Annotated in this window: 19 protein-coding genes; 16 read left to right on the top strand and 3 right to left on the bottom strand. The window is 66.0% G+C overall.

Features of this window, described 5'->3' with window-relative positions:
• Window positions 1-104 precede the first annotated feature (104 nt).
• The 4 genes from serA (at window position 105) to VGR99_RS27575 (ending at window position 5,679) form a co-directional block, all read left to right on the top strand.
• Window positions 105-1,349 (top strand): phosphoglycerate dehydrogenase, encoded by a 1,245-nt coding sequence (gene serA, locus VGR99_RS27590; protein ID WP_326903014.1) that lies wholly within the window; start codon window positions 105-107, stop codon window positions 1,347-1,349.
• 111 nt (window positions 1,350-1,460) lie between these two features.
• Complete coding sequence (locus tag VGR99_RS27585) at window positions 1,461-2,480, top strand: patatin-like phospholipase family protein (RefSeq protein WP_326903013.1); 1,020 nt, start codon at window positions 1,461-1,463, stop codon at window positions 2,478-2,480.
• A 3-nt stretch (window positions 2,481-2,483) separates the two neighbouring features.
• Entirely contained in the window at window positions 2,484-3,938 is a 1,455-nt protein-coding gene (locus VGR99_RS27580) for a GntP family permease (protein ID WP_326903011.1), read from the top strand.
• 79 nt (window positions 3,939-4,017) lie between these two features.
• On the top strand, window positions 4,018-5,679 hold the full coding sequence (locus VGR99_RS27575) for a tannase/feruloyl esterase family alpha/beta hydrolase (RefSeq protein WP_326903010.1): 1,662 nt from the start codon (window positions 4,018-4,020) through the stop codon (window positions 5,677-5,679).
• A 147-nt stretch (window positions 5,680-5,826) separates the two neighbouring features.
• Here the strand turns inward: VGR99_RS27575 and VGR99_RS27570 are convergent, their stop codons facing one another.
• Both VGR99_RS27570 and VGR99_RS27565 read right to left on the bottom strand, forming a co-directional pair.
• The gene (locus VGR99_RS27570) at window positions 5,827-7,443 is read right to left on the bottom strand and encodes a DHA2 family efflux MFS transporter permease subunit (RefSeq protein ID WP_326903009.1); all 1,617 of its coding nucleotides are present in this window, start codon (window positions 7,441-7,443) and stop codon (window positions 5,827-5,829) included.
• On the bottom strand, window positions 7,391-8,638 hold the full coding sequence (locus tag VGR99_RS27565; protein WP_326903008.1) for an HlyD family secretion protein: 1,248 nt from the start codon (window positions 8,636-8,638) through the stop codon (window positions 7,391-7,393). The genes VGR99_RS27570 and VGR99_RS27565 overlap by 53 nt, the downstream gene beginning before the upstream one ends.
• Before the next feature lie 106 nt (window positions 8,639-8,744).
• Here VGR99_RS27565 and VGR99_RS27560 point away from each other — a divergent pair, with 106 nt between their 5' ends.
• From VGR99_RS27560 to VGR99_RS27540, 5 genes are all read left to right on the top strand, one after another.
• Window positions 8,745-9,419 (top strand): TetR/AcrR family transcriptional regulator, encoded by a 675-nt coding sequence (locus VGR99_RS27560; RefSeq protein WP_326903007.1) that lies wholly within the window; start codon window positions 8,745-8,747, stop codon window positions 9,417-9,419.
• 45 nt (window positions 9,420-9,464) lie between these two features.
• Complete coding sequence (locus VGR99_RS27555) at window positions 9,465-9,929, top strand: MarR family winged helix-turn-helix transcriptional regulator (protein WP_326903005.1); 465 nt, start codon at window positions 9,465-9,467, stop codon at window positions 9,927-9,929.
• Window positions 9,930-9,939: 10 nt separating this feature from the next.
• Entirely contained in the window at window positions 9,940-10,710 is a 771-nt protein-coding gene (locus VGR99_RS27550) for an enoyl-CoA hydratase (protein WP_326903004.1), read from the top strand.
• A 100-nt stretch (window positions 10,711-10,810) separates the two neighbouring features.
• Window positions 10,811-12,892, top strand: a complete 2,082-nt coding sequence (locus VGR99_RS27545; RefSeq protein WP_326903003.1) for a methyl-accepting chemotaxis protein — start codon at window positions 10,811-10,813, stop codon at window positions 12,890-12,892.
• Window positions 12,893-13,013: 121 nt separating this feature from the next.
• Window positions 13,014-13,952: a dihydrodipicolinate synthase family protein gene (locus VGR99_RS27540; RefSeq protein WP_326903001.1), complete on the top strand. Its 939-nt coding sequence runs from the start codon at window positions 13,014-13,016 to the stop codon at window positions 13,950-13,952.
• Window positions 13,953-14,095: 143 nt separating this feature from the next.
• Here VGR99_RS27540 and VGR99_RS27535 read toward each other — a convergent pair whose 3' ends face one another.
• Window positions 14,096-15,691 carry an ABC transporter substrate-binding protein gene (locus VGR99_RS27535; protein ID WP_326903000.1) on the bottom strand — a complete coding sequence of 532 codons (1,596 nt, stop codon included), beginning with the start codon at window positions 15,689-15,691 and terminating at the stop codon, window positions 14,096-14,098.
• A 210-nt stretch (window positions 15,692-15,901) separates the two neighbouring features.
• Here VGR99_RS27535 and VGR99_RS27530 point away from each other — a divergent pair, with 210 nt between their 5' ends.
• The 7 genes from VGR99_RS27530 (at window position 15,902) to VGR99_RS27500 (ending at window position 23,252) form a co-directional block, all read left to right on the top strand.
• On the top strand, window positions 15,902-17,560 hold the full coding sequence (locus VGR99_RS27530) for an ABC transporter substrate-binding protein (RefSeq protein WP_326902998.1): 1,659 nt from the start codon (window positions 15,902-15,904) through the stop codon (window positions 17,558-17,560).
• A gap of 191 nt (window positions 17,561-17,751) precedes the next feature.
• Entirely contained in the window at window positions 17,752-18,705 is a 954-nt protein-coding gene (locus VGR99_RS27525) for an ABC transporter permease (RefSeq protein WP_326902996.1), read from the top strand.
• A 3-nt stretch (window positions 18,706-18,708) separates the two neighbouring features.
• A complete protein-coding gene (locus VGR99_RS27520) occupies window positions 18,709-19,611 on the top strand; it encodes an ABC transporter permease (RefSeq protein ID WP_326902995.1) in 903 nt (300 codons plus the stop codon).
• A gap of 2 nt (window positions 19,612-19,613) precedes the next feature.
• Window positions 19,614-20,675: an oligopeptide/dipeptide ABC transporter ATP-binding protein gene (locus VGR99_RS27515; protein WP_326902994.1), complete on the top strand. Its 1,062-nt coding sequence runs from the start codon at window positions 19,614-19,616 to the stop codon at window positions 20,673-20,675.
• The gene (locus tag VGR99_RS27510) at window positions 20,672-20,869 is read left to right on the top strand and encodes a hypothetical protein (RefSeq protein WP_326902993.1); all 198 of its coding nucleotides are present in this window, start codon (window positions 20,672-20,674) and stop codon (window positions 20,867-20,869) included. Before VGR99_RS27515 ends, VGR99_RS27510 begins: the two co-directional genes overlap by 4 nt.
• On the top strand, window positions 20,866-22,281 hold the full coding sequence (locus tag VGR99_RS27505) for an amidase (RefSeq protein WP_326902992.1): 1,416 nt from the start codon (window positions 20,866-20,868) through the stop codon (window positions 22,279-22,281). Before VGR99_RS27510 ends, VGR99_RS27505 begins: the two co-directional genes overlap by 4 nt.
• Window positions 22,278-23,252, top strand: coding sequence for an ABC transporter ATP-binding protein (locus VGR99_RS27500; protein ID WP_326902990.1), 975 nt, complete (start codon window positions 22,278-22,280; stop codon window positions 23,250-23,252). Before VGR99_RS27505 ends, VGR99_RS27500 begins: the two co-directional genes overlap by 4 nt.
• The last annotated feature ends 185 nt before the right edge of the window (window positions 23,253-23,437 follow it).

The raw sequence follows: 23,437 nt of genomic DNA, 5'->3' as shown, positions 1-23,437 counted from the left end.
TCCACCTCCCGCCCCGCCATCTTCCTCCCATATCCAAGCCCTATTGTGCTGCCCACCGTCCGCGGTCTAAGAGCTGCGGCAAAGCCGTCACCTATGGAGATTCTATGTCAGCCCCAGGCCAAAGCCCTGAGCGGAGCGCGAAGGCGCTGCTGCTGGAAGGCGTCAATGACAGCGCCGTGGACCTGTTCAGGAGCGCAGGGTTCACCAATGTCGAGCGGCTGACCAAGGCGCTGGACGGCGAGGATCTGCGCCGGGCGCTCAAGGGCGTGTCGCTGCTCGGCATCCGCTCACGCACCCAGATCACCGACGAGGTGCTCGCGGCCGCCGACGGGCTGCTCGCGGTCGGCTGCTTCAGCGTCGGCACCAACCAGGTCGATCTCTTGGCCGCGCGCAAGCGCGGTATTCCCGTGTTCAACGCGCCGTTCTCCAACACCCGCAGCGTGGCCGAGCTCGTGATCGGCGAGATCGTGATGCTGTTGCGCCAGATCTTCCCGCGTTCGGTGTCGGCGCATGACGGCGGCTGGGACAAGTCGGCGGCCGGCAGCCGCGAGGTGCGCGGCCGCACCCTCGGCATCATCGGCTATGGCAATATCGGCTCGCAGCTCTCGACGCTGGCCGAGGCCATGGGCATGCGGGTCATCTATTACGATCGCACCGACAAGCTCCGCCACGGCAACACCGAGCCGGTCGAGAAGCTCGAAGAGCTGCTGGCGCAGAGCGACGTGGTCAGCCTGCACGTGCCGGAGACGCCGGAGACATCAGGCATGATCGGCGAGAAGGAGCTGCGCGCGATGAAGCCGGGCTCGTTCCTGATCAACAACAGCCGCGGCACCGTGGTCGATCTCGATGCGCTCGCTGGCGCGCTGCGTGACGGACACATCGCGGGTGCGGCGATCGACGTGTTCCCGGTCGAGCCGTCCTCGAATGCGCATCGCTTCAAGAGCCCGGTGCAGGGCCTCGGCAACGTCATCCTCACCCCGCATATCGGCGGCTCGACCGAGGAAGCGCAGGAGCGCATCGGCGGCGAGGTCGCGCGCAAGCTGGTGGACTATTTCATCACCGGATCGACCATGGGCGCGGTGAATTTCCCGGAGGTGCAGCTGCACCTGCGTCCCGCCGGCGCGCGCTTCAGCCATGTCCATCGCAACGTGCCGGGCATGCTGCGGCGGCTGAACGAGGTGTTTCTCGAGCGCGACATCAACATCGCCGCGCAATATCTGGAGACCGCGGGCGACCTCGGCTATGTCGTGCTCGACGCCGATCTCGGCGGCCAGGATTCAGGCGCGCTGCTCCAGCAGATCCGTGCCCTCGAGGGCACGGTTGGCGCACGGCTGGTATTCGAGCACTAAACTATCCCACGTTCCGGTTGCAACTTTCGGCGATTGCTCCCTACACTGCTGTCATCCTCGGCGTGCTAAAAAGCACGTCGAATTTGAGCTTCAGTTACGTGAGTGTCCGCCATGGAACGCGACGCCGTACTGATTGATCTCGCACTTCAGGGCGGCGGCTCGCACGGCGCCTTCTCCTGGGGCGTGCTCGACCGCCTGCTGGAGGAGAAGTGGCTCACGATCGCCGCGATCTCCGGAACCTCTGCGGGCGCGATGAATGCGGCCGTGCTGGCAGACGGCTGGACGGGCGGCGGCGCCGAGCGCGCGCGCGAGGCGCTCGAACAATATTGGCGCCGCGTGTCGAAGGCCGCGGCCTTCAGCCCGCTGCAGCGCTCGCCGCTCGACCGCCTGATGGGGCGGTGGACCCTCGATACTTCGCCCTTCTATATCCTCACCGATCTGATGTCGCGGGTGCTCTCGCCCTACGACCTCAATCCGACCGGCTACCATCCGCTGCGCGCGGTGCTCGCCGAGAGCATCGATTTCGAGCGCCTCGCGGGCTCGTCGATCAAGCTGTTCATCACCGCGACGAGCGTGCGGACCGGGCGCGGCCGCATCTTTCGCAACGCGGAGATCACCGCCGACGTCCTGCTCGCCTCGGCCTGCCTGCCGACCATGTTCCGGGCGATCGAGATTGATGGCGAGCTCTATTGGGACGGCGGCTTCGCCGGCAACCCGACGATCACGCCGCTGGTGCGCGAAAGCGGCGCCTACGACACCATCCTCGTCCAGATCAATCCGACTGAGCGGCCGGAGGAACCGCGCACGGCGGCGGAGATCCTCAACCGGCTCAACGAAATCTCCTTCAACTCGCCGCTGATGAAAGAGCTGCGGATGATCGCGCTGCTGCGTCAGGCGGCAGATCCCGGCAGCGGCGAGGGCGCGCGCTGGGCGAAGATGCGGACGCACCGGATCAAGAGCGACATGCTGGCGAAGTTCGGCGCCTCGTCGAAGCTCAATGCGGAGTGGGAGTTCGTCTCGATGCTGCGGTCCGAGGGGCGGCTGGCGGCCGAGGCATTTCTCGACGAGCACGGTGCCGATATCGGCCATCGCTCGACCGCCGATCTCGATGTCCTGCTGGCGGAGTGCTGAGGCATGGGGCTTCTCGGCCTTCTCGTCGGGCTCGGGCTGCTGGTGCTGTTCGCATTTCGCGGCTGGAGCGTCTTGCTGCTGGCGCCGTTCGCCGCGCTGGTGGCAGCGCTGTTCGGCGGCGAGCCGCTGCTGGCGAACCTCACGCAGGTCTTCATGGCAAGCGCGGGCGGCTTCGTGGCGCAGTTCTTCCCGATCTTCCTGCTCGGTGCCGTCTTCGGCAAGCTGATGGACGACAGTGGCGCGGTCACGTCCGTTGCGGGCTTCATGGCAAAACGGCTGGGTGAGCGGCGCGTGGTGCTGGCAGTCGTGCTGGCCGGTGCGGTGGTGACATATGGAGGCGTCAGCCTGTTCGTCGCGTTCTTCGTCATCGTGCCGATGGCCCGCTCGCTGTTTCGCGCGGCCGCGATACCGCGGCGGCTGATTCCGGCCGCGGTCGTTCTGGGCACCTCGACCTTCACCATGTCGGCCTTGCCCGGCACGCCCTCGATCCAGAATGCGATCCCGATGCCGTTCTTCGGCACGACGCCCTTTGCCGCGCCGGGCCTCGGCATCATCGCTTCCCTCGTCATGCTCGGCACGGGATTGTGGTGGCTGCGTCGCGCCGAGGCCAGGGCTCGGCGCGCCGGGGAGGGTTATGGCGACGACGTCGAGGATGCGACCGATCGCGCGGCGTCCGACGAGCTCGTGCGGGAGCGCGCGACCACGGCACGCGAATTCGATCCGGCGGAGATGAAGCACGGCCATCGCAGCAGCGCCCCCTCGCCGGTCGTGAGCGCCATCGTGCCGCTGGTCGTCGTCGTCGCGGTCAATCTCGTGATGTCGCTTGGCGTGCTGCCGCGCCTCGATGTCTCCTATCTCGCCGAGCAGCGCTTTGGCGGCACGTCGCTCGCCGCGGTTGCGGGTGTGTGGTCAGTCGCGGTTGCGCTGGCTGCCGCGATTCTTACGACCATCGTGCTGAACTGGAGCAGGCTGCCTGCGCTACGCCAGACCATGGATGCCGGCGCCAATGCGTCGGTGCTGCCTGCGTTCAGCGTCGCCAGTCTCGTCGGCTTTGGCGCAGTCGTCGCCGCGCTGCCGGCATTCACGATCGTGCGCGATTGGGTGCTCGCGATCGAAGGCGGCCCGCTGGTGTCGCTCGCGGTGGCGACCAACATCCTGGCCGCGTTGACCGGCTCCGCATCGGGCGGCCTGACCATCGCGCTCGATGCGCTCGGCCAGACCTATGTCGAGCTCGCCGCGCGCACCGGCATCGACCTTTCGCTGATGCACCGCGTCGCGGTGATCGGCTCCGGCACGCTGGATATCCTGCCCCACAACGGCGCCGTCGTGAGCCTGCTTGCGATCTGCGGCCTGACGCATCGCGACAGCTATTTCGACATCGTGATGGTGGGCATCGTGTCGTCGCTGCTGGCGCTGGTGGTCGTGATCGCACTGGGTAGCGCGCTGGGCTCGTTCTGAAGCGATTGACGCAGGCACGAAGGTTGCGTTGAATGCAGCCAGCTGTCGGACGCAAAACAGAGAAAACCGGGTGGAAACGATGACGCTATCGAGGGCGAAGCTGTGCGCATGGCTGGTGGGAACGGCGGCGGCGCTGGGCGCAACCGCCGCCTCGGCGGCAACAATGGCGGAAGATGCGGACACCGTCTGCAAGGGCCTCGTCGGCGGGGCCGATGCCGTCAAGATCGATTCCGCAACGCTGCAGACGCCATCGCAGATCGCGGTCGCCGAGCGCGGGCCGACGCCGTCGGGCCGCATCACGCCGGCCAATCCCGCTTTCTGCAAGGTGCTCGGCCACATCGATCCTGTCGATCCCAAGGCGCCGCCGATCAAATTCCAGGTCAATCTGCCCGTCGAGTGGAATGGCCGCTCGCTGCAATATGGCGGCGGTGGTTTCAATGGCGTGCTGATCACGGGCCTCGGGTTGCCGCCGGCCTATCCCTTCGACAAGCCCTCGCCGCTGGCACGCGGCTTCGTCACCTACGGCACCGACTCCGGCCACGAGTCCAAGCCTGGCGAACCGCCGCAACTGTTCGCGGCAAACGACGAAGCGTTCGAGAATTTTGCCCATCGCGCCTACAAGAAGGTGCGTGACGCCGCCGTTGCGCTGATGGAGCGCGCCTACGGCAAGAAGCCGGAGAGGCTGTACTTCATGGGTTCGTCCGAAGGCGGCCGCGAAGGCCTCACCATGGCCCAGCGCTATCCCGACGATTTCGACGGCATCTTCGCCCGCGTCCCCGTCATCAACTGGGTCGGCCTGCAGCATGCCGGCACGCGCTCGGGGCTAGCGACCATGGGCGAGGGCTGGATCAACCCGACGCAGGTCAAGCTGGTCGCCGATGCGGTGCGGGCGGCCTGCGACAAGGCCGACGGCTCCGGCGCTGCGCTGGTGAGGGATCCCGTCGCCTGCAAGGCCGCGTTCAAGGTCGAAACGCTGCGCTGCGCGGCGGGCCAGGGCGGCGATCAATGTCTCACCGAGCCGCAGATCAAGGCCGTGAGCACGCTGCACGGGACCTACAAATTTCCGTTCGAGCTCGCCAACGGCCTCGACGATTATCCGGGCTGGGGCATCTCGGGCGAGGACACGCCGGCGATCGGGCCGACCGGCGGCTGGGTTGCGTGGTGGCTCGGCACCGCGCCGCCCGCGCAGCCGCCTGCGCCCAACAACGGCATCGCCTGGATCTACGGCGCCGGCGGCATTCAACATGTGTTCGCACGCGATCCCAAGCTCGACGTCGCCACCTACAAGGTGGAGGACCACAAGGCGCGGCTGCTCGAGGTCTCCAATCTCATGGATTCGACCGATCCCGATCTCAGCCGTTTTCGCGCCCGCGGCGGCCGGCTGATCATGCTCGAGCACATGGCGGATTATGCGCAGAGCCCCTATGCCGGCATCCGCTATTTCGAGAGCGTCGAGCGCAAGCTCGGCAAGGCCGAGACCGTGGAGTTTGCGCGGCTCTACACCGCGCCCGGCGTCGACCATGTCGGCTCCGGCGCGCCGGCCAATGTCGACATGCTGAGCGTGCTGGTCGACTGGGTCGAGAAGGGCAAGGCGCCCGGCGACCTGGAGGTCAGCGAGCAGAAGGTCGAGGCGCCGTCATTTGCGGTGTTGCGCGCGCTGCCGCTATGCCGCTGGCCGGCCTGGCCGCAGTATAAGAGCGGCCCGGCGATGGAGGCCGCGAGCTTTACCTGCGCGCCGTGACTTCTTACCTCGCCCCGCTTGCGGGGAGAGGTCGGAATTCAAGCAACGCTTGAATTCCGAGTGAGGGGGAATCTCCTCGAGTCCAACTGTCACCGTCCTCGCGGAGAGTCCCGCTCACCCGATAAATCGCAATCAATGGTCGAGCCGCTAATGCGCGCCGCCCCCGCCCGCAGCCTTCACCCGTCGCGTCAGCAGTACCGCGATCGCGGCGAGCACCAGCACCGCGCCGATCACGGCGAAGGCGTCGGAATAGCCCATCACCAGCGCCTGGCGCTTCACCGTCTTGCCGAGCGCGATGATGGCCTGCTCGCGCGCGGCGTGGGGGTCCGGCACGCCATGGGCCATGAAGTAGTCCGTCATCTGCGCGATGCGGGTGCGGACTTCCTCGCGGCCGAGCGTGACCGACTGGCCGATGATGTTGGAGTGGAACTGCTCGCGCTTGGTGATGATGGTGGCGAGCGTCGCCGTGCCGATCGCGCCGCCGAGGTTGCGGAACATGTTGCTGATGCCGGAGGCCGCGGCCGCATCCTGCGGCGCGATGCCGCCCGTCAGCACCGAGGTCAGCGGCGTCAGCACCATGGCCTGGCCCACGGCGCGCACGATGTTCGGGATCCAGAGCTGGTCGCCGGCATAGTCCGGCGACATCGCCGTGTTCATGAAGCAGCTATAGGCGAAGATCAGAAGGCCGGTGACGGCGATGTAACGCGTGTCGAAGCGCTGCATCAGCTTCGGGATCAGCGGGATCAGCACGAGCTGCGGCAGCCCGGTCCAGGCCAGCACGTTGCCGATCTGCTCGGCATTGTAGCCCTGCGCCTGGCCGAGATAGGCCGGCAGGATATAAACCGAGCCGAACAGCGCGAAGCCGACCATGGTCATCGCGATGGTGCCGAAGCCGAAATTGCGCTGCGTCAGCAGGCGCAGCCGGATCAGCGGCTTTTCGATGGTGAGCTCGATCGTGACGAACAAGGTGAGGCTGACGGCCGCGATGATCGCGAGCTTGACGATGAAGGGCGAGGAGAACCAATCGTCCTTGTTACCTTCCTCGAGCACGGCCTGCAGCGCCGACAGCCCGATCGCCATGGTGACGATGCCGGCCCAGTCGCCGTCTTTCAAAAGGCCGAGCTGCATCTTCTGCCGCTCCAGCGTCATGTAGAGCGCGGCCACCATCACGGCGGTCGGGATCACGTTGACGAAGAAGATGGTGCGCCAGCCGTAGTTCTCGGTGAGATAGCCGCCGATGGTCGGACCGATCGCAGGGGCGAACGTCACGGACAGCGCGAAGATTGCGAGCCCGACGGGCTGCTGCGGCTTCGGCAGCTTGGTCAAAACAAGCGTGAACGCCATCGGGATCAGCACGCCGCCGGCAAAGCCCTGCAGGCCGCGCATCGCGATCATCGACGGCAGGTCGTGAGTAAAGGCGCAGGCGACCGAGAACGCCGCGAACAGCGTCGCGCTCGCCAGCATGTAGTGGCGGAACGAGAACACGCGGCTGAGGTAGTCGGTCAGCGGGATCACGATGATCTCGCCGATCAGATAGGACGTCGAGATCCACGAGCCGTTGTCGGCGCCGGTGCCGATGCCGCCCTCGATGTTGGCGAGCGAGGCATTGGTGATCTGGATGTTCAGGATCGCCATGAACGAGCCGATCATGGCGGCGAGCACGGCAATCCAGGTCGCGGCGCTCGCGCGGTTGGGATCGGCGATCGGGCGATCAGACGTCGCGGCCGGTGTGGCTTGCGTCGAAAGTGAGAGGCTGTTTGACATGGCACGACCCTCCGGAAACGAGCTTGGCCTTTGCTGCGGCGTCCGCATTGGCGGTCGGCGCGGCCGAACGTGTTGCAATCGTCGGGATCACCGACATGCCGGGCCGCAGCGCGATCGCGGCTCCATGCTTGCCGTCGAGCACGATCTTGACGGGGATGCGCTGCACCACCTTGGTGAAATTGCCGGTGGCGTTGTCGGGCGGCAGCAGCGCGAATTCCTGGCCGCTGGCCGGCGCGATCGAATCGACCCGGCCGTGGACGACCTGGCCCGGGAACATGTCGACCTCGATGTCCACCGTCTGGCCCGGCGCGACATGCGTCAACTGCGTCTCCTTGAAATTGGCGACGACATAAGCGCCCTCGGCGGGCACGATCGACATCAGTTGCGTGCCTGCCTGCACGAACTGGCCGACGCGCAAGGAACGGTTACCGACGACGCCGTCGATCGGCGAGACGATCGTGGTGTAGCCGAGATTGAGCTCGGCCTGCTGCTGGATCGCGGCGGCGCGCGCGGCGGCAGCCTTGGCCTGCACGATCTCGGCCTTGAGAAGATCGACCTGCTTCTGGGCGGAGATCAGGTTGGCGTTGTCTCGCGCGATCGTTGCGTCCGCACCGGCGTCGCGCGCCTGCGCCTGCTGTGCGTTCTGCACGCTGCCGTAGCCGGTCGCGGCAAGGTCGGTGTAGCGCTTGTTTTCCTGCTTGGCGAAGACCTTCGCCGCATTGTCGACGTCGATGGTCGCCTTTGCCGCCGTGATGACCGCTTCCTGAACGTCGAGCTGGGCTTCCTTGCTCGTCACCGTCGCATTTGCGGCGGCGACATCCGCGCGGGCCTGGTCGAGCGCGACACGGAAGTCGCGGTCGTCGATCCTGGCGAGGATCTGGCCGGCCTTCACATGCTCGTTATCGGCGACCTGAACGCCGTTGAGATAGCCGCTGACCTTCGGCGCGATGGTGGTGTTGTCGGCCTTCACATAGGCGTCATCGGTGGAGACGAGGTACTGGCCGACGGTCCAGTAGTCGTAGCCGTACCAGCTTGCGCCGGCCAGCGCGACGGCCGCCGCTCCCATCAGCAACAGCTTGCGGAGATTGAGCTTTTGCCTGACGGCGCGGGTCGGCGTGGCGGGCAAGACGCCCTCCAATGCGGAGGCGGGAAGGGCGGTCTCGGCGGCTGCGGATGGGTTGGTGTGCACGGTCATGGCCGGCTCCCCTGAATTAGGAAACTTGACGATTTCCAAAATGAGACTAGCTTTGGAATTGTCAATGGAATGACAGGCATCATTTAAAGGCATGGCTGATCAAGACATGGCTGACAAAGGCATGGCCCAGGCAAAATCGGATAGCGAAGTTCGCCCCCGCGGACGGCCGCCGGTGCGCAGCGACGAGGAGACGAAGCGGATGGTCCTCGAAGCCGCACGGCACACCTTCGCCGCCGAAGGCTATGCCGCGACCAGCACGGAAGAGCTCGCGCGCGGCGCCGGCATCTCGACCAAGACCCTGTATCGTCTGTTTCCCGGCAAGGCCGCGTTGTTCGAGGCGATGTGTGCGGACAGGCTGGAGCGCCTGCTGTCCGCGGTCGATCTGCAGGCCAGCGACGATGTCGATATCGACACGGGACTGCGCGCCGCGCTGCTGGCTTGCGCCGATCTCGCGCTCGACCCGGAGGTCGTGGCGTTGCAGCGCATGGTGCTGCAGCAATCCGCGACCTTTCCCGAACTCGCTGCAAACTTCTACAACAACGGCATTGCCCGCACCGTGAAGGCGCTGGCCGGCTGGCTGCGCCTTCAAGTGAAGCGCAAGCGCATCGCGATCGACGATGCCGATGAAGTCGCCGGCATGTTGATCGGCATGGTCGCCTCGGCGCCGCAGCGCGCGGCGATCTATGGGGGCATGCCGCTGCCGTCACGCAAGCAGATCGAACGCCGGGTGCAGACCTGCGCGGCGTTGTTCCTCGACGGCTGCCGCGTCAAATCGACCTAGCGGCGCCGTTTTGACAAGCCGGCCGGTCTCGGCTAGATACTTCGCATGCGAAATAAAGACGCCGCGGTGAGGCACCACCGGCTGATCTATCTGCTGAATGTCGCGCAGCGCCGGTTGCAGCGCTGGATGGCGGCGCAGCGCGAGAACGAGGTGACGCCGGCGCAGGCCGGGCTGCTGTTCATCCTCGGCAAGCAGGACGGCGTCCTGATGGGCGAGGCGGGTGCGGCGCTGGACATGGGCCCGGCCGGCATCTCCGGCCTGGTCGATCGCAGTGCCGCGGCGAGGCTGGTCGAGCGGCGTGCCGATCGCGAGGACGGCCGCGCCTCGCGCGTCTGGCTGACGCCGAAGGGGCGTACAGTGCTGGCGCAGGCAAAGACAGATGCTGCCGCGGTCAACGCGGCGCTGACGGAAGGATTTACCAGCGCGGAGATCGACATCGTCGCGCGCTGGCTGACGAGCATTCAGGACAAGTTTCCAAGGGACCCCACAAGAGCTTCAGACGAACAATAAGGAGAGAGAAATGACCGAGCATGTGCGCGTCGAGAACAACAACGGAATTCTCACCCTCACGCTGGCGCGTCCCGACAAGAAGAATGCGCTGACGGATGCGATGTATGGCAAGTTGGCCGACGCCATCGAATCGGCCGAGTTCGATCCGTCCGCCCGCGTGATCCTGATCCGCGGCGAAGGCGACATGTTCACCGCCGGCAATGACGTCGGCGAGTTCGCGGCCGTGGCGAGCGGCAAGTCGGAAGGCAGCCGCAACGTGATCCGCTTCATCCAGTCGCTGGCGCGCTGCACCCGGCCGCTGGTCGCCGCCGTGCAGGGCCGCGCCGTCGGCGTCGGCACTACGATGCTGCTGCATTGCGACCTCGTCGTGCTCGCCGACAATACGCAATTGTCGACGCCCTTCGTCAGCCTCGCGCTGGTGCCGGAGGCCGCCTCCAGCCTGCTGATGCCGGCGCGCATCGGCCATGCCCGCGCCTACGAAATGTTCGCGCTCGGCGAGACCGTGCCGGCGAAGTCCGCGCTGGATTGGGGCCTCGCCAACCGCGTGGTGCCGCTCGACAAGCTCGATGCCGAGGCGCTCGCGCTGGCGCAGCGGCTCGCGCGCCAGCCGGCCGGCGCGCTCACCGCGACCAAGAAGCTGATGCGCAACGGCGAGGCGCTGGTCGCGCAGATGCAGGCCGAGGGCGAGCAGTTTGCCCAGCGCCTGCGCACCGCCGAGGCGCGCGAGGCCTTTACGGCTTTTGCGGAGCGCCGTCCGCCCGATTTCACCAAGGTCGCGTAAAGCGCGCAGGCAAACGCAGCAATTCGACTAAAACCTTAACGAAACATTGGCATGTCGCAGTGCAAGGTGGCCTCTCCCGGAAGTAGGCCCCTTGTGACTCATGGCAATGTTTAAGAAATCGGTAAGCTCGCTGCTCCTGACGCTGATGGCCCTGTTGGCGGTCGGTGCGCTCGCCTCGACGGCGATCCAGATGTTCGGGGCCTTCGGCCGCTACAGCGACAGTCTCGAGACCGCGCGGTTAGCCGCCGCCGACAAGGCGATCTTCCAGGGCGTGCTGTCGTTGCGCAACAATCGCGGCGATGCGCAGAGCGCCATCCTCGGCGAGGACGACCCCAAGGCAAAGCTCGCCGATGCCGAGAAGGCCGAGCAGGCCGGCTATGACGGGATCAGCGCCGCGCTTGCCACCATCGAATTCGCCCGCCGCGATGAGCTCGCCGGCACGATGAAGCAGCGCTGGGGCGAGGCCGCACCGCAATTCCAGCTGTTCTACGACGAAGCCAAGCGTCCGCGCGCCGAGCGCAAGATCGAGCGCACCAACCCCTGGTACGATGCCGTCACCAAGGTGATCGACACGGCGAACCTCGCCTCGACAGCGGTGTCGAACCGCGCCTGGATGAACGATCCCTACATCGCCCGCATGATCCAGGTCCGCCGCTTCGCCTGGCAGGTGCGCGACCGCTACGGCATCCATTGCTCGATGCTGCGCTCGAACGTCAACAGCAGCAAGCAGCTCGACGACGCGCAGAAGCGGTCATTGGCGCAATGGGACGGCACCATCGCCTCCGGTTGGGCCGGCATGGGCGAACTGCTCGCAGCGCCTGACGTGAGCGCCGAACTGGTGACCGCGGCCAAGGACGCGCAGGCCAAGACCGATGGCGTCCTGAAGCAGATCGGCGATCTCACCAAGAATTTTGACGGCAGCGGCAAGCCCGCGATGCCGGCGTCCGAATGGAATACGCTGTGCCAGTCGCCGTTCCCGCTCATCGTCGGGGTCGCGACCAAGGCGCTCGACCAGTCGATCGCGCGGGCCGAGACCGTTCAGACCAAGGCGCTCACCAACCTCGTGGTGCAGTCGCTCGCCTTCCTGATCGCGCTCGCCGTGACGCTGGCCGGCGTGTACGTGGTGCGTAACCGCCTGATGCGTCCGGTGCGCGCCATCCTGGATGCGATCGCGCGGATCAGCGCCCGCGACTATGCGACGCCGGTGCCGCAATCCCGCTATCCCGACGAGTTCGGCACCATGGCCGCCGCGCTTGAAAGCCTGCGCGAGAGCGCGGCGACCGCCGAGCGTCTCGGTCAGGAGCGCGAATCGCAGCAGGCGCTGCAACTCGCCCGCTCCGGCACCGTGGATGAGGCCTGCCGCAGCTTTGACGACACCGTGCAGGCGGTGATCCACAGCGTCGCAGCGTCGGCGAAGGAGCTCGATGCCACCGCGACCGACGTGCGTACGCTGGTCTCGGAATCGAGCAGTCAGACCGCGGCGGTCTCCTCCGCCGCCGAGCAGGCCACCAATAATCTCGAGACCATCGCGGCCGCGACGGAAGAGCTCTCGGCCTCGGTCGGCGAGATCTCCGCGCAGGTGCAGTCGAGCGCACGCGAAGCGCGCGAGGCCGTGGCGCAGGCCGAGCAGACCAACGCCACCGTCGAGATCCTCGACCAGACCGCAAGCCGCATCAGCGAAGTCGTGAAGATGATCCACGCCATCGCCGGCCAGACCAATCTGCTCGCGCTCAACGCCACCATCGAGGCCGCGCGCGCGGGCGAGGCCGGCCGCGGCTTTGCCGTGGTCGCCGGCGAGGTCAAGAGTCTGGCGGCGCAGACCGCAACGGCGACGGAGGAAATCTCCCGCCAGGTCGAGGAGATCCAGGGCGCGACCGGTCAGGCCGTGACCGCGATCCGCTCCATCGGCGGCGCCATCAGCGGCATCGACGAGAAGATGACGGCGATCGCGGCGGCCGTGGAGCAGCAGCGCGCGGCCACCACCGAGATCTCGCGCAACTTCCAGCAGGCAGCCCAAGGCACCCGCGAGGTCACCGACACCATCGGCAGCGTCGCCAAGCTCAACCAGGAAACCGGCAACGCCGGCACGGTGCTGTCGGATTCCGTGAAGAAGATGTCGGCGGATGCCGATCGTCTCCGTGTCGCGGTCGAAGGCTTCCTCGGCGCGGTGAAGACCGCGTAACGTCGCTCTGTTCCTTCATCCCACGTCGCGCGGGCATTGCCGCCGGTCCGCGCGGCGGCTACATCTGTGCCGCCGCGCCAAGCGGCAACAGACGTAAGACACATCAGGGATGGAGAGTTCGATGCCGGTCACCCCACACAAGGCCCAGCGCCCCTATCGCGGGGTGTTCCCGGTCGCACCCACCATCTTCGACGAGCGCGGCGAGCTCGATCTCGAGGGCCAGCGCCGCTGCATCGATTTCATGATCGACGCCGGCTCGCACGGCCTCTGCATCCTCGCCAATTTCTCCGAGCAGTTCGTGCTCACCGATGCCGAGCGGGAAACTGTGATGCATGCGGTGCTGGAGCATGTCGCGGGCCGGGTTCCGGTCATCGTCACCACCACGCATTTCAGCTCGGCCGTGTGCGCGGCGCGCAGCAAGCAGGCGGAGGCCGCCGGTGCGGCGATGGTGATGGTGATGCCGCCCTATCACGGCGCGACCTTCCGCGTGCCCGAGAAAGGCATCGTCGAGTTCTTCAAGGTGCTCTCCGGCGCGATCAACATTCCGGTCATGATCCAGGATGCGCCGGTGGCGGGCACGCCGCTGTCGGTCGAGCTGCCGGCGCGGCTGGCGCGCGACTTCGCCAACATCCGCTATTTCAAGATCGAGGTGCCGGGCGCGGCGTCGAAGCTGCGCGGTCTGATCGAGGCGGGCGGTGCCGCGATCGAGGGACCGTGGGATGGCGAGGAGGCGATCACGCTGCTCGCCGATCTCGATGCCGGCGCCACCGGCGCGATGACCGGCGGCGGCTATCCCGACGGCATCCGCCAGATCATCGACCCCTATTTCGCCGGCAAGCGCGAGGAGGCGAAGGCCGCCTATGAGCGCTGGCTGCCGCTGATCAATTACGAGAACCGCCAATGCGGCCTGATCGCCTGCAAGGCGATGATGCAGGCCGGCGGCGTGATCAAGTCGGAAGCCGTGCGCCACCCGCTCCAGCCGCTGCACCCGGCAACGCGGGCGGGATTGCTGGAACTGGCGAAGGAGCGCGATGCACTGGCGCTGCGCTGGGGGAAGTAGGGAGCAGCGATACGACGAAGCTCCCGTAGGGTGGGCAAAGGCGCGTTAGCGCCGTGCCCACGATCTTTCTCCGTTGGCGGCTGGTGGTGGGCACGCTTGCGCTTTGCCCACCCTGCGGCGGCGGTGTTTGCCGCCGCGCGCCTTCACTCCATCCCGATCGTCGTCAGGTCCTGGAACCAGTGCTGCGCCTGAACGAACTGCTTCACCTTCGGCGACAGTGCATGCGGGTTGGTGTCGTGGACGACCCAGACCAGCACGGCGTCGTCGACGATCAGCGCATGCGCCTGCGCGATCAGATCGTCCTGCTTGGCGGTATCGAACGTCTGCTTGGCCTCGTTGATCAGAGCGTCGACCTTCGGGTTCTTGTAGCCGCCCCAGTTGACGCCGACCGGTGCGATCTGGTCGGAGGCGAAGAAGCGCACGATGGCGTAGAGCGGATCCGACGTGACATAGGCGATGTTGTTCGAGGTGATGCCGGCGTTCATCTCGTCGGCCGCGCCCTTGCGCCAATGCGCGTAGAGCGTCTCGAGCTCGACCACCTTGAAGTCGATGTCGATGCCGATCTCCTTGAAGCTCTGCTGCAGGAATTCGTTCATCGGCAGCGACAGCATCTGGCCGGTGCCGCCCTGCGCGATGATGAAGGTGGTCTTCAGCGGCTTGGCCTTGGAGTAGCCGGCTTCCTCGACCAGCTTCTTGGCGGCGGCGAGATCATATTTGATGTCGAAGGTCGGCTTGCCGAACCACGGGCTCGACGGGTCGACCTGGCCCTTGGCGGGCTTGGCGAGGCCATTCATCAGGCCGACGACTTCGTCGCGGTTGATCGCGAGATTGAGCGCCTTGCGCAGGCGGATGTCGGTCCAGGGCGAGCCCGGCAGCACGCTGAGATGATAGTTCCAGACATGCGGCGTGACGTTGTCGACGATCTTCATGCCGGCGGCCTTGAGCTGCGGAACGGCGTCCGGCGCCGGCGTCTCGATCAGATCGACCTGGCCGGCGAGCAGCGCATTGGTGCGCGTCAGCGCTTCCGGCATCGGCACCAGCACGATCTTGTCGGCCTTGGGAATGCGCTTCTTGTTCCAATAGTCAGGGTTCTTGGTGAGCTCGGCGAGCTCGCGCGGCACCAGCTTGGTCAGCTTGAAGGGGCCGGTGCCGGACGGCTGGCTCGCGAACTTGTCCCAATCCTTGCCGAGCTTTTCATATTGCGCCGGGCTCGACACCAGGAACCACAGCATCTGATAGGGGAAGAACGAGTCGACCGCCTTGGTGGTGATCTCCACCGTGAAGTCGTCGATCTTGGCGTAGCTCGCGACGGAGGGGAGGCGGGTCTTCACCTGCGCGCTCTGCCGCTTGTCGAATTGCGGCGCCTTGTCGTTGAGCACCTTGTCCAGATTCCAGATCACCGCGTCGGCGTTGAAGTCGCTGCCGTCGTGAAACTTCACGCCTTTGCGCAGAGTGAAGCGCCACTTGGTCTTGTCGTTGTCATCCACCTTCCATTCGGTGGCGAGGCCCGGCACCAGCTTGCCCGGCCGGTCGGCGACGTCCATCTCCCACGCCACCAGGGGATCGTAGATCGTGTAGGCCGTGAACTGATAGGCGCCGGCACCGCGATCGGGCTGGCCGGTCGTCAGCGGGATATCCGCCATCGAGATGCCATAGCGCACCACCGTTTCGGCGCGCGCCGAGATTGCGGAAACCGCCAGCGCAAGCACGGCGAGACAGGTCGTTAGTCGGATACGCATGGCCCAAAGCTCCCAGGAAAACTCAAGCAGAAATCGGGGCCAAACTTGCAAGCTTGATGCCAGAATAGGCAAAGCTGCTGCTTCGCCTCGATTTGATCACAAGGACTTGTCGTCGCAGGAGCAATTTGCAGAATAAGTTTCTCCTTGGCATAGCCATTGCATACGATTGCATCAAAATTAATCATCGAAAGCCGGAAAAGGACTGAGGCGATGCTTATGAAGATGACGACACGCGCGGCGCTGGTTGCTGCGCTGGCCCTGACGACTGCGGCGGCCTGGCCGCGCGTCGCGAGCGCAGAGACTGTACTGCGCATCGGCATGACGGCTGCCGATATTCCGCGCACGCTCGGCCAGCCCGATCAGGGCTTCGAAGGCAATCGCTTCACCGGCCTCACCATGTACGACGCGCTCACCGGCTGGGACCTGTCCTCCGCCGACAAGGCCAGCGTGGTGATCCCCGGCCTTGCCACCGAGTGGAAGGTCGACGATGCCGACAAGACCAAATGGACTTTCAAGTTGCGCCCCGGCGTCACCTTCCATGACGGCTCGCCGTTCAACGCCGATGCCGTGGTATGGAACGTCGACAAGGTGCTGAAGCAGGATGCGCCGCAGTTCGACGCCAGCCAGGTCGGCGTCACGGCCTCGCGCATGCCGACGCTGGTCTCGGCGAAGAAGATCGACGACATGACCGTCGAACTCACCACCAAGGAGCCCGACAGCTTCCTGCCGATCAACCTCACCAATTTGTTCATGGCGAGCCCGGCGAAGTGGCAGGCCTTCTACGACAAGGCCGAAGGCGCCGACGCCAAGGCGAAGTCGCAGGCCGCATGGACCGCGTTCGCCAAGGACGCCGCGGGCACCGGCCCGTGGAAGATGGTGGGCTTCACGCCGCGCGAGCGGCTCGAGCTGGTCAAGAACGCGAGCTACTGGAACAAAGATCGCGTGCCCAAGGTCGACAAGATGGTGCTCTTGCCGATGCCGGAGGCGAACGCGCGCACCGCGGCGCTGCTCTCCGGGCAGGTCGACTGGGTCGAGGCGCCGGCGCCCGATGCGCTGCCCGAGCTGAAGCAGCGCGGCTTCAAGCTCTACGCCAACGAGCAGCCGCATGTCTGGCCGTGGCAGTTCTCACGCATCGAAGGCTCGCCCTGGAACGACATCCGTGTGCGCAAGGCTGCAAATCTCTGCATCGATCGCGAAGGCCTCAAGGACGGATTGCTCGGCGGCCTGATGGTGCCCGCGACCGGCACGTTCGAGCCCGGCCATCCCTGGCGCGGAAAGCCGACCTTCGAGATCAAGTATGACAAGCCCGCCGCGCAGAAGCTGATGCAGGAAGCAGGCTTTGGTCCGGCCAAGAAGCTGACGGTCAAGGTCCAGACCTCGACGTCCGGCTCCGGCCAGATGCTGCCGCTGCCGATGAACGAGTATCTGCAGCAGGCGCTGGCCGAGTGCTATTTCGATGTGCAACTCGACGTCATCGAGTGGAACACGCTGTTCAGTGCCAACTGGCGCAAGGGCGCCAGCGATCCGTCGGCCCGCGGCTCCAACGCTATCAACGTCACCTATGCGGCGATGGACCCGTATTTCGCGCTGGTGCGCTTCCTGCAGTCGGGCATGGCGCCGCCGGTCTCGAACAATTGGGGCTTCATCAACAATCCCAAGTTCGACGAGCTGGTGAAGAAGGCGCGCCAGACCTTCGATCCCGCCGCGCGTGACGCCGCGCTCGCCGAGCTGCACGCGGCCTCCGTCGATGATGCCGCCTTCCTCTACGTCGCCCACGACGTCGGCCCGCGTGCGATGAGCCCGAAGGTCACAGGCGTGGTGCAGCCGAAGAGCTGGTTCATCGACTTCTCGCTGGTGTCGATGAAGTAATTCGCACCACAAACTCAGTGCACCCTCTCCCCTTGTGGGAGAGGGTGGCTTCGCAAAGCGAAGCCGGGTGAGGGGTCTCTCTCCGCGAGTGACCCTCTCCCTATTGAAATGACTGTACCCGCGGAAACAACCCCTCATCCGGCGCTTCGCGCCACCTTCTCCCACAAGGGGAGAAGGAAGAAAGAAGATCAGTGCTCGCCTACACCGCCAGACGCATCGTCTATGTCATCCCGATCGTCATCAGCGTCGCGCTGGTGTGCTTTCTGCTCGTGCACATCACACCGGGCGATCCGCTCGTCGCGGTGCTCCCGGCGGATGCCTCGCAGGAGCTCGCCGCCCAGCTTCGTGCCGCCTACGGCTTCGACCGCCCGCTGCCGGTGCAGTTCGGCCTGTGGCTGATGCGCGCGCTGCATGGCGATCTCGGCAATTCCATTGCGACGGGACGCCCCGTGCTCGCCGAAGTCATGCGCGCGGTCAGCAACACCGTCACGCTCGCGATCGCCGCAGCCATCATCGGCTTCACCATGGGCATCCTGCTCGGCCTGATCGCCGGCTATTTCCGCGAGACCTGGATCGACAAGGTCGCGACCTCCTTCGCCATCGCCGGCGTGTCGGTGCCGCATTACTGGCTCGGCATGGTGCTGGTCATCATCTTCTCGGTGCAGCTCAACTGGCTGCCCGCGGTCGGCGCCGGACCGAACGGCTCCAACTCCTGGGCCTGGGACTGGGCGCATTTGAAATATCTGGTGCTGCCGGCGATCACGACCTCGGTGATCCCGATGGGCATCGTCACCCGCACCGTGCGCGCGCTCACCGGCGATATCCTCTCGCAGGATTTCGTCGAGGCATTGCGCGCAAAGGGCCTGCATGAGCGCGGCGTGTTCCGTCACGTCATCAAGAACGCCGCGCCGACGGCGCTGGCGGTGATGGGGCTCCAGTTGGGTTATATGCTCGGCGGCTCCATCCTGATCGAGACCGTGTTCTCCTGGCCGGGCTCGGGCTTCCTACTCAACTCCGCGATCTTCCAGCGCGACCTGCCGCTGCTGCAGGGCACGATCCTGGTCCTGGCGCTGTTCTTCGTCTTCCTCAATCTGCTGGTCGACATCGCGCAAGCCGCGATCGATCCGCGCATCAAGCGGGGCTAGCCGATGAGCGAGCTTCCGTTGACCGCCGCCACCGATGCCGCGCTGCAGGCTGCGCCCGCGACCAAGGCGCGTGGCTATTGGGCGACCGTCGGCCGCCGCATCCGGCGTGACAAGGTCAGCATGGCCTGCGCGCTGGTGCTGCTGCTGATCTTCCTCTCCGCGATCTTCGCCCCGTGGCTCGGTCTCGAAGACCCCTACAAGGGCTCGATGATCCGCCGCCTCCGCCACATCGGCACCGTGGGCTATCCGCTCGGTACCGACGAGCTTGGCCGCGACATGCTGGCGCGGCTGGTCTATGGCGGCCGGCTGTCGCTGGTCATCGGCATCCTGCCCGTGATCCTCGCCTTCTGCTTCGGCACGTCGCTCGGCATCATCGCCGGCTATGTCGGCGGCAAGCTCAACACCGCGATCATGCGCACCGTGGACGTGTTCTACGCCTTCCCCTCGGTGCTGCTCGCGATCGCGATCTCCGGCGCGCTGGGAGCCGGCATCCTCAACTCCATCGTGGCGCTCACCATCGTGTTCGTGCCGCAGATCACCCGCGTTGCCGAAAGCGTCACCACCGGCGTGCGCAACATGGATTTCGTCGAGGCCGCGCGCGCCTCGGGCGCAGGTCCCTTCACCATCATGCGCGTGCACATTCTCGGCAACGTGCTGGGCGCGATCTTCGTCTATGCGACGAGTCTCATCTCGGTCTCGATGATCCTGGCCGCCGGTCTCTCCTTCCTCGGCCTCGGCACCAAGCCGCCGGAGCCGGAATGGGGCCTGATGCTGAACACCCTGCGCACCGCGATCTACGTCAATCCCTGGGTCGCCGCGCTGCCGGGCGCGATGATCTTTGCAGTGTCGATCTGCTTCAATCTGCTTTCGGACGGCCTGCGTAGCGCCATGGACATCAGGAACTAGCCATGAGCGAGACCAACACCTCTGTTGCAATGCTGGAGCAGGTCGAGGACGTCGGCGGCGTCGCGCAGCCGCTGCTCCAGGTCAATGGCCTGACAAAACACTTCCCGGTGCGCGGCGGGCTGTTCGCCGCGAAGCGAACCGTCCGTGCCGTCGACAATGTCTCGTTCTCCGTCGCGAAAGGAGAGACCGTCGGCATCGTCGGCGAGTCCGGTTGTGGCAAGTCCACCACCGCACGGCTGCTGATGCACCTGATGCCGCGTGACACCGGCGACATCATCTATGACGGCATGACCGTCGGCCAGTCGTTGTCGCTGCGCGAACTGCGCCGCGGCATGCAGATGGTGTTCCAGGATTCCTACGCCTCGCTCAATCCGCGCCTGACCATCGAGGAATCGATCGCGTTCGGCCCGAAGGTCCACGGCATGGCCGACGGCACGGCGCGGGCGCTGGCGCGCGAGCTGCTCGGCAAGGTCGGCCTGCGGCCTGAAAATTTCGCCAATCGCTATCCGCACGAGATCTCGGGCGGCCAGCGCCAGCGTGTCAACATCGCGCGTGCACTGGCGCTGTCGCCACGTCTGGTGATCCTGGACGAAGCCGTCTCCGCGCTCGACAAATCGGTCGAGGCGCAGGTGCTCAATCTGCTCGCCGATCTCAAGCGCGAGTTCGGGCTGACCTATCTCTTCATCAGCCACGACCTCAACGTCGTCCGCTACATCTCCGACCGCGTGCTGGTGATGTATCTCGGCGAGGTCGTCGAGCTCGGTCCGGTCGATCAGGTCTGGGACACCCCGGCGCATCCCTATACGCGCGCGCTACTGGCTGCGATGCCGTCCTCCGATCCGGATCGTCGCACCGAGAAGCCGCCGATCACGGGCGATCCGCCCAATCCGATCGATCCGCCCTCGGGCTGCCGCTTCCACACCCGTTGTCCGTTTGCGGAGCCGCTCTGCGCAAATGCGACACCAAAGCTCACCGCGCTCGATAAGATGGGCCACGAGGCCGCGTGCTATATGGCGATTCCGGGTTCAGGCCATAGCCGCGCGCCCGCAGAGGAAACAGCATGACAAGACCGACTCCGAAAGAGATCAAGCCGATCGCGCAAGTCGCGGGCGTTCCCGTGGACGACGAGATCGCGGCGCGCATCTCCAACTCCATCGGGCCTGCCTTCGAAGGCTTCGAGGCCATCGCCGGCACGCTGCCGTTCGACCTCGAGCCGGCGCTCTATCCGGTCGCGCAGACGCAGAAGGTGTCGAAATGAGCACCGAGCCTGCATTGATGACGCTTACCGAGGTCGCGCGCGCGATCGCGATGAAGCAGGTGTCCTCGCATGAGGTGACGCGCGCGCTGTTGCACCGCATCGCGCAATGGCAGCCGCATCTCAACGCCTTCATGTTGATCGAAGCCGAGGCGGCGCTGAAAGCTGCCGAGGCCGCCGACGCCGAGCTCGCCAAGGGTAACGTCCGGGGGCCGCTGCACGGCGTGCCGCTGGCGCACAAGGACATGTATTACGATGCCGGCAAGGTCTCGACCTGCGGCTCGCTGATCCGCCGCGATTTCGTGCCGACCGTCACTTCGACCGCGCTGCAGCGGCTGAAGGATGCCGGCCAGGTCCGCCTCGGCACGCTGCATCTGGCCGAATTCGCTTACGGCCCGACCGGGCACAACGCCCATTACGGTCCGGTGCGCAATCCCTGGAACGTCGCGCACATCACCGGCGGCTCGTCCTCGGGCTCCGGCTCGGCGGTCGCCGCGCGCCTGACCTTTGCCGCGCTCGGCTCGGACACCGGCGGCTCGATCCGCATGCCCGCGCATTTCTGCGGCGTCACGGGATTGAAGACCACGGTGGGCCGGGTCAGCCGCGCCGGCGCGATGCCGCTGTCGCAATCGCTCGACACGGTCGGCCCGCTGGCGCGGACTGCCGAGGATTGCGCGCTGCTGCTGGCGCTGATGGCCGGCGCGGACCCCGCGGATTCCACCTGCAGTCACGAGCCGCTGTCCGATTATGTCGGCGCCACCAAGGGCTCGCTGAAGGGCCTGAAGATCGGCGTGCCCTCGTCCTTCTATGTCGACGATCTCGACAGCGAAGTCGCCCGTGTGCTGGACGAGACCATCGCGGTGCTCAAGCGGGAGGGCGCCGACATCGTCACGGTCGAGCTGCCGGACCAGCGGCAATTGTCCTCGGCAAGCCAGCTCGTGCTCGCGGCGGAAGCTGCCGCCTTCCACAAGCGCTGGATGATCGAGCGTCCACAGGATTATGGCCCGCAGGTCCTGATGCGGCTGCAGAACGGTCTTGCCGTTCCCGCCATCACTTATCTCGAAGCGATGCGCTGGCGCGGTCCCGCGCTTGCCGCGCACAATGCTGCGACCGCCGGCGTCGACGCGATCATCGCGCCGGCCTCACCGGTGCCGGCGCCGACGATCGAGGAGAGCGATGTCGGCGGCGGCCCGAATGCGCCGGCCATGGTGCAGCGCCTGACGCTGTTCACCCGTCCGGTGAATTTCCTGGGCCTGCCGTCGCTCACCGTGCCCTCGGGCTTCACCAGGAGCGGCCTGCCGGTCGGCATGCAGCTGATCGGCCGCTCCTTCGATGAAGCGACTTTGCTTACCATCGGCGCCGCCTTCCAGCGCGTCACCGACTATCACGATCGATTGCCGAAACTGCCGTCATGACAAAGCTCGTCGAGATCTCAGGCCTCAACATCCGCTTCACCGGAGAGCGCACGGTCTATGCCGTGAACGATCTCAATCTCTCGCTCGGTGACGGCGAGGTGCTGGGCCTGCTCGGCGAGTCCGGTTCGGGCAAGAGCGTGACCCTGCGCGCGCTGATGCGGCTGTTGCCGAAGAAGCGCACGCAGATCACCGGCAAGGTCAATGTCATGGGCCGCGACGTGCTCGCGATGAACGACGAAGAGCTGTCGTCGTTCCGCGGCCAGACCGTCTCGATGATCTTTCAGGAGCCCGCGCTCGCGCTCGATCCGGTCTACACGATCGGCGCGCAGATCGCCGAGAGCGTGGTGCGTCACGAAGGCAAGAGCTTCGCGGAAGGGCGTGCGCGCGCGCTCGAAATGCTCGAGGTGGTGCGTATTCCCTCGGCCAAGCGGCGGCTCGATGCCTATCCGCACGAGATGTCCGGCGGCATGCGCCAGCGCGCGATGATCGCGCTCGCGCTGGCCTGCCGTCCAAAAATCCTGCTGGCGGACGAGCCGACCACCGCGCTCGATGCCACCGTGCAGATCCAGATCCTCTTGCTGCTGCGCGAGCTTCAGCGCGAGTTCGGCATGTCCGTCATCTTCGTCACCCACGACATCGGTGTCGCGATCGAGATCTGCGACCGCGTCGCGGTGATGTATGCCGGCCAGATCGTGGAGCAGGGCACGCTTCGCGACATCGTCCGCACCCCGGTGCACCCCTACGCCAAAGGCCTGCTCGCCTCCACCATCCACGGGGCCCAGCGCGGCCAGCGGCTGGAGACCATCCCCGGCACCCCGCCCTCGCTGGCCGAAAAGCCCCATAACTGCTCCTTCGCCCCCCGCTGCAAGCTCGCCGAGCCGCGCTGCCTGGAGCAATTGCCTGCCAATGTGGAGGTCGGCCCGGGCCGGGCGGCAAGGTGCGTGCTGGCCGAGCCGGTGGCCGCGACGTAGCACTTCCGCGATTCAGCGCAGCCATCGCCTCATGCACACTGCGCTCCCTCCCCCCTTGCGGGTGTTCAGACCGGGGAGATAGTGGACGGGTGTTCGGAGACATCGTGGACACTTTCGACAGCTCAGTAAGGAGGTTGTCGGATGCCGTTCCACGAGGTGTCCCGGATGGACGCGAGATTGGAGTT

The organism is Bradyrhizobium sp., from assembly GCF_035935975.1.
GTDB lineage: Bacteria > Pseudomonadota > Alphaproteobacteria > Rhizobiales > Xanthobacteraceae > Bradyrhizobium.
This window is presented reverse-complemented; position numbering and strand designations above follow the sequence as displayed.

What these genes read in the sequence shown, in the direction of transcription:
- serA (WP_326903014.1), top strand. Translation starts at nt 105, where the DNA reads ATGTCAGCCCCAGGCCAAAGCCCTGAGCGGAGCGCGAAGGCGCTGCTG.
- VGR99_RS27585 (WP_326903013.1), top strand. Translation starts at nt 1,461, where the DNA reads ATGGAACGCGACGCCGTACTGATTGATCTCGCACTTCAGGGCGGCGGC.
- VGR99_RS27580 (WP_326903011.1), top strand. Translation starts at nt 2,484, where the DNA reads ATGGGGCTTCTCGGCCTTCTCGTCGGGCTCGGGCTGCTGGTGCTGTTC.
- VGR99_RS27575 (WP_326903010.1), top strand. Translation starts at nt 4,018, where the DNA reads ATGACGCTATCGAGGGCGAAGCTGTGCGCATGGCTGGTGGGAACGGCG.
- VGR99_RS27570 (WP_326903009.1), bottom strand. Translation starts at nt 7,443, where the DNA reads ATGTCAAACAGCCTCTCACTTTCGACGCAAGCCACACCGGCCGCGACG.
- VGR99_RS27565 (WP_326903008.1), bottom strand. Translation starts at nt 8,638, where the DNA reads ATGACCGTGCACACCAACCCATCCGCAGCCGCCGAGACCGCCCTTCCC.
- VGR99_RS27560 (WP_326903007.1), top strand. Translation starts at nt 8,745, where the DNA reads ATGGCTGACAAAGGCATGGCCCAGGCAAAATCGGATAGCGAAGTTCGC.
- VGR99_RS27555 (WP_326903005.1), top strand. Translation starts at nt 9,465, where the DNA reads ATGCGAAATAAAGACGCCGCGGTGAGGCACCACCGGCTGATCTATCTG.
- VGR99_RS27550 (WP_326903004.1), top strand. Translation starts at nt 9,940, where the DNA reads ATGACCGAGCATGTGCGCGTCGAGAACAACAACGGAATTCTCACCCTC.
- VGR99_RS27545 (WP_326903003.1), top strand. Translation starts at nt 10,811, where the DNA reads ATGGCAATGTTTAAGAAATCGGTAAGCTCGCTGCTCCTGACGCTGATG.
- VGR99_RS27540 (WP_326903001.1), top strand. Translation starts at nt 13,014, where the DNA reads ATGCCGGTCACCCCACACAAGGCCCAGCGCCCCTATCGCGGGGTGTTC.
- VGR99_RS27535 (WP_326903000.1), bottom strand. Translation starts at nt 15,691, where the DNA reads ATGCGTATCCGACTAACGACCTGTCTCGCCGTGCTTGCGCTGGCGGTT.
- VGR99_RS27530 (WP_326902998.1), top strand. Translation starts at nt 15,902, where the DNA reads ATGCTTATGAAGATGACGACACGCGCGGCGCTGGTTGCTGCGCTGGCC.
- VGR99_RS27520 (WP_326902995.1), top strand. Translation starts at nt 18,709, where the DNA reads ATGAGCGAGCTTCCGTTGACCGCCGCCACCGATGCCGCGCTGCAGGCT.
- VGR99_RS27515 (WP_326902994.1), top strand. Translation starts at nt 19,614, where the DNA reads ATGAGCGAGACCAACACCTCTGTTGCAATGCTGGAGCAGGTCGAGGAC.
- VGR99_RS27510 (WP_326902993.1), top strand. Translation starts at nt 20,672, where the DNA reads ATGACAAGACCGACTCCGAAAGAGATCAAGCCGATCGCGCAAGTCGCG.
- VGR99_RS27505 (WP_326902992.1), top strand. Translation starts at nt 20,866, where the DNA reads ATGAGCACCGAGCCTGCATTGATGACGCTTACCGAGGTCGCGCGCGCG.
- VGR99_RS27500 (WP_326902990.1), top strand. Translation starts at nt 22,278, where the DNA reads ATGACAAAGCTCGTCGAGATCTCAGGCCTCAACATCCGCTTCACCGGA.